The organism is Vibrio sp. 10N.247.310.17 (assembly GCF_041466605.1).
In the GTDB taxonomy this organism is placed as follows: domain Bacteria; phylum Pseudomonadota; class Gammaproteobacteria; order Enterobacterales; family Vibrionaceae; genus Vibrio; species Vibrio tasmaniensis_A.
In genome coordinates this window covers 1-4,070 of the sequence record NZ_JBFSTC010000174.1, presented here as the reverse complement: position 1 = coordinate 4,070, position 4,070 = coordinate 1, and the positions used below count along the sequence as shown (strand labels likewise).

The 4,070-nt window shown below is 39.8% G+C and carries 4 protein-coding genes and 1 pseudogene; 3 read left to right on the top strand and 2 right to left on the bottom strand.

What is annotated here, in order from left to right; translation table 11 throughout:
* The 3 genes and pseudogenes from AB6D80_RS24355 to AB6D80_RS24345 form a co-directional block, all read left to right on the top strand.
* Window positions 1-164 (top strand): annotated as a pseudogene (locus AB6D80_RS24355) (IS5/IS1182 family transposase); the annotation flags it as partial.
* A gap of 73 nt (window positions 165-237) precedes the next feature.
* On the top strand, window positions 238-777 hold the full coding sequence (locus tag AB6D80_RS24350) for a hypothetical protein (RefSeq protein WP_371691515.1): 540 nt from the start codon (window positions 238-240) through the stop codon (window positions 775-777).
* Window positions 778-791: 14 nt separating this feature from the next.
* Window positions 792-1,079, top strand: a complete 288-nt coding sequence (locus AB6D80_RS24345) for a hypothetical protein (protein WP_016767519.1) — start codon at window positions 792-794, stop codon at window positions 1,077-1,079.
* Window positions 1,080-1,425: 346 nt separating this feature from the next.
* On the opposite strand, the gene AB6D80_RS24340 is transcribed toward AB6D80_RS24345, so the two are convergent.
* Entirely contained in the window at window positions 1,426-2,397 is a 972-nt protein-coding gene (locus AB6D80_RS24340; RefSeq protein ID WP_371691516.1) for a ParB family protein, read from the bottom strand.
* Window positions 2,398-2,405: 8 nt separating this feature from the next.
* Window positions 2,406-3,656: a ParA family protein gene (locus AB6D80_RS24335; protein ID WP_371691517.1), complete on the bottom strand. Its 1,251-nt coding sequence runs from the start codon at window positions 3,654-3,656 to the stop codon at window positions 2,406-2,408.
* Between the last annotated feature and the right edge of the window lie 414 nt (window positions 3,657-4,070).

The following is a 4,070-nucleotide window of genomic DNA, read 5'->3' as shown; positions in this document are numbered from 1 at the left end:
AACGTTCATTGTCAGAAACAGCGATGTATCGAGTTAAACAGTTGCTAGGAGGACGGTTGAGCTTAAGAAATTACAATGCACAGGTGGGTGAAACTTACGCGATGATAAAAGCGTTGAATAAGCTCACTAGGCTAGGTATGCCTGAAACTTGTCGTATTGACTAAAAAGCATGCAAAACGGGCGGCTCTGTCTCTAAACTGAATTACGCAACAAAGCCATTCCCGAATGAGAGCTGATGTGAACGAGTTTATAGATGATGTTTATATGCCTTATGCCATCAAAGAAGCGATTAAGAAAGACCGTATTCGTCAGGCCAGTGGAAAAACGTCATTTATAGATATGATATCTAAGGGACTATCTGCATCTTCAAGCTCTAAACAACAAGAACTTGCTATTGGAGCAATGGAAGTGCTCGTCTCTCAAGTAACTCAGTCTGTTGATAGGCAGCGTAAGCTATTACTTGATAATCTTAATGGGCAAGAAAGAGATCTGTTGGCCTCAACTAATCGATCTTATTTAGCAATTCATCAAGCGAATTCAATTGTAACCGGCCATTTATCTTCTATAGCTAAAGTTCATGAAACTCAAAATGAGTTATTGAGCGAAATAGGGATTGAAACAGATGTAAATAACTTTATCGCAACCAAGCTGGCTATCGCTTCTGATGAAATAGCAGAGCTGACTAATAAAAGTCAGAAAGAACTAGATGATATTGGCGGTGTTGAAGGCGCAAAAGAAAAGCTTCAAAACGCTATCGAAAAACTAAATATCAAATAATAAAAGGTTTTAACATGAGTAAATTAGAAGAATTAGAAAGGTTACTTAGTGATGATTTCTCAGCTATAGAAGAAACGTTCAATGGAACATATGGCTCTGAACTTACCAAGTTATCTGGGCTTTCAATTTCAGATTTAAAAAAAATCAATCCAGAGATTAATGTTGTTGAATATGAAAAGCTAAAAGCGGTTGTGCTCAGAGCATCACAACAAAACCTGAGTCAGGCAGAGTTAAAAATGCGTATACAAGCTTTAGGGGAAACTGCAGTAAAGATAGCGAATATTGCTGACATCATTATCTAACTGTAGTTGAAATGTATGAAAAGTTGCAGCTAGAAGGTAATTAGTCATCGGATAAGGTCCCTTTCTCCAGCTATGTTTAAGAGTCTTTGTCGTTCTCAAACACAAAAAACGCCTCACATTTGAGGCGTTTCACAGCTAATAAATAAACTGAGGGTTTATTTGAGTTTTATATGTTTGTAGGTCTACCCGCAATTCTTAACTTGAAATGTAAGGCTGAGTATTGATGGCATTTTGAACGTCTTTTCTTGTGATAATTACGGGGAAAAACCCCCCTTTTTTTTATGTCCCTTTGCCATGAACCCTTATGATAAAAGGGGCGATGGCATTTTTTACTTTTGGGGAGGTTTCAATTGTTTTTACTCAGTTTTTGTCTGATGTACGACTCTATATCCTCGGTTAGTTCTTTCGGTAAGCGGGAAAATTCAAATGATTTTTTACGCCCGTCAGCACTGGTTTTTAATCGAGCATAAGTATTCTTGTTTCCGTAAATCGCTAACTCCTCAACCTTCTGTTGAGGCTTAGACTCATCATCAACCAAAAGTTCTAATTTCGTCTCGTAATACTCAAGTAACTTAGCTTGAATATCAGAAACATCGGTAGCTTTGGTATTGAATGAGGCCAGTTCATTCTCAACAAAGGTTTCAACGCTAAGTTTCGTTTTGGCGAGGGTTCGTTCAATCTTTCCAAGTCTTGTATAGAACGTAGTCGGAATACCTTCGCAATCAGGGAATGATTCGATTAGTGCTTTGTTTAGTTTTGCAGCATTGAGTTTTTTTCGAATAGTGACAATGCTGACACCAAACTCTTTTCCGATTTGAACCAAATCATCAGAACTAATACCTTGTTCTTCTGCATAATTTAGGTATTTCATACCTACCTCACGCCATGAAAAAAATCTAACCTTTTGCGTTAGTTCAACATAGGCCGCAATGTCTTTCGCACTTGGCAGTTCATCCAAGACCCATAGTGGTAAATCTCGTCCTGCCTTGATTCCACAAAAACGACGACGTGTAGCATCAAAAAGTTCATACCGTTCTAGTTCTTTGTTGAAGTACGCTACACCCTCTTGTTTGATACCCTCTGCTAATACTTCTGGGTAAATGTCTCTTACGGCCTCCAATGTCAAAGACTCTTGGTGGCGGGTATTTAGAGGGTGAGCTATGGTCTTACTCTCAAGCTCTGCGGACGGAATGATTACATGACGAGCCTTATAGTCAGTCTGGCCAAACTTAATTGTTTTTATCATTGGTGCATTTTTATTCGATAAACTTAAACCAGAACCGATCGATAAATTGCCTTTCTTATTTGGACGTTTCATAGCTCTGCCTATTTAATTGCTAATTGAATCAATTCATTCTTGAACTGTTTATAAAATAAATTCACTGAGCTCACTGCCACATCAAATTGCTTGCTGGTACAGACTTCTTCTGACTTTTTTATATCTAAGACAGTTCGTCCAATGTTAGCTGTAGCGGTAAACGCATCACTGTGTGCAATGGTCGACGTCATCAGGTTGTTACGCACAGAGCGCATGAGTTTTTGGAACGTGTCGTATTCGGGTTTGCTTGATTCTTGATAGTTTACTGCTGCCAGTTTATACCACTGTAAATTACTACCCATAGATGGGAGTGACTCTAGACGATCTGAAAGGTTGCTCATGAAATTCGTGGTTGAAGCATAGTCATAGTAGCGAGGTGTCACCGGAACAAGCAGCATTTCGGCTGCTTCTAATGCTGACCATGTGATAGGGCTATCTTGGGGTGGCATATCTACAAAGATAACATCAAATACTTCTTTTAGGATTGGCAGTACAACCTCTGAAAACTTACGTAATAAGCGTACTTGCTCATTTTCATCAAGCTGCCAATAAGTATCTACAAAGCGTTCATCGCTTGGGAAAGCGGTAATCACAGATAAATTACTAAGGTGTGTAGAAAACGCGCACTGCTTAATTATCTCTTCAATCGTATAGCCATTTTTCAATAGTGCATTCACAGCATTATCTTCATTGTCTGGCTCAAACTCTGCTAGAAGAATATCTGTCATGGTAACGTAAATACTGTCTTCTGCGATTTGCATTGTGCCTTGTCCCGCAGAGCCTTGGGGATCAAGATCAAGTATTAATACGCGAGCATTTAGATCTAAATCCAATGCGGTGGCCGTTGCTAAGGCTAAAGTCGTACTCGTTTTACCGGTACCGCCTTTGTGGTTTGTGACAACGATTAGTTTACTGTCGTGGTGCTCGTGAAATTTAGGAGCGCCAAAGTGTTCCATGAGTATGTGTACTTGATCATTAGTGTAAAGGTGCGCTTTTCCTTGTGATGTGTGCTCTCCAATTAATCCAAGTTCTTCTGCCTCAGTCAGCTTCTTTTTGAACGTCGGTTTAGTGGTGCGAAGCTGTTTTATAACTTCTGTTTTATTCAAACTGTGGTTGTAAATTAGACGGTCAACACCATCCACCAAGTCCTCATCTGTCACGTTAATTCTTAGTTGCGTTTTAAGCGCTTCTTCTAAGTGCGATTGCTCTTGGTTCATGTTTATTGCGGTTTGTCTAATTGACTGTAGGACGACGTTCATATCTATAACTCCATGAAAGATAAATATATATACATACTAACAGTGGCTTTACCAATGTAAAGGTTGTTTTACCATTTTTGGGTAAATTATTTCTTTTGGTGTTTGTGGGGAAAAACCCCCCTTTTTTTATTTTTTAGCAATTCACTATCTTAAAAACTGTGGTGGACCTGGGCGTTACCCTTTGGGCAAGGCTTTTCGCTGGTATCTTTCACCTATGGCCTAAGAGTGGCATCACCCTGATGAGTCACTCCGTGCCGCCCCAGGGTGTGCCTCTCTACAGTCCCTATCTAAAAGGATATCGCTGCAATCCTAAACGCCTGCGCCTCGTCATTCTTCCTCGTTGCCGCTTGTCGTGCCTCCTCACTCCTTTCACTGACATCCATTAAGTTCGAGTAAGGGCTTGTTGCCTTATGT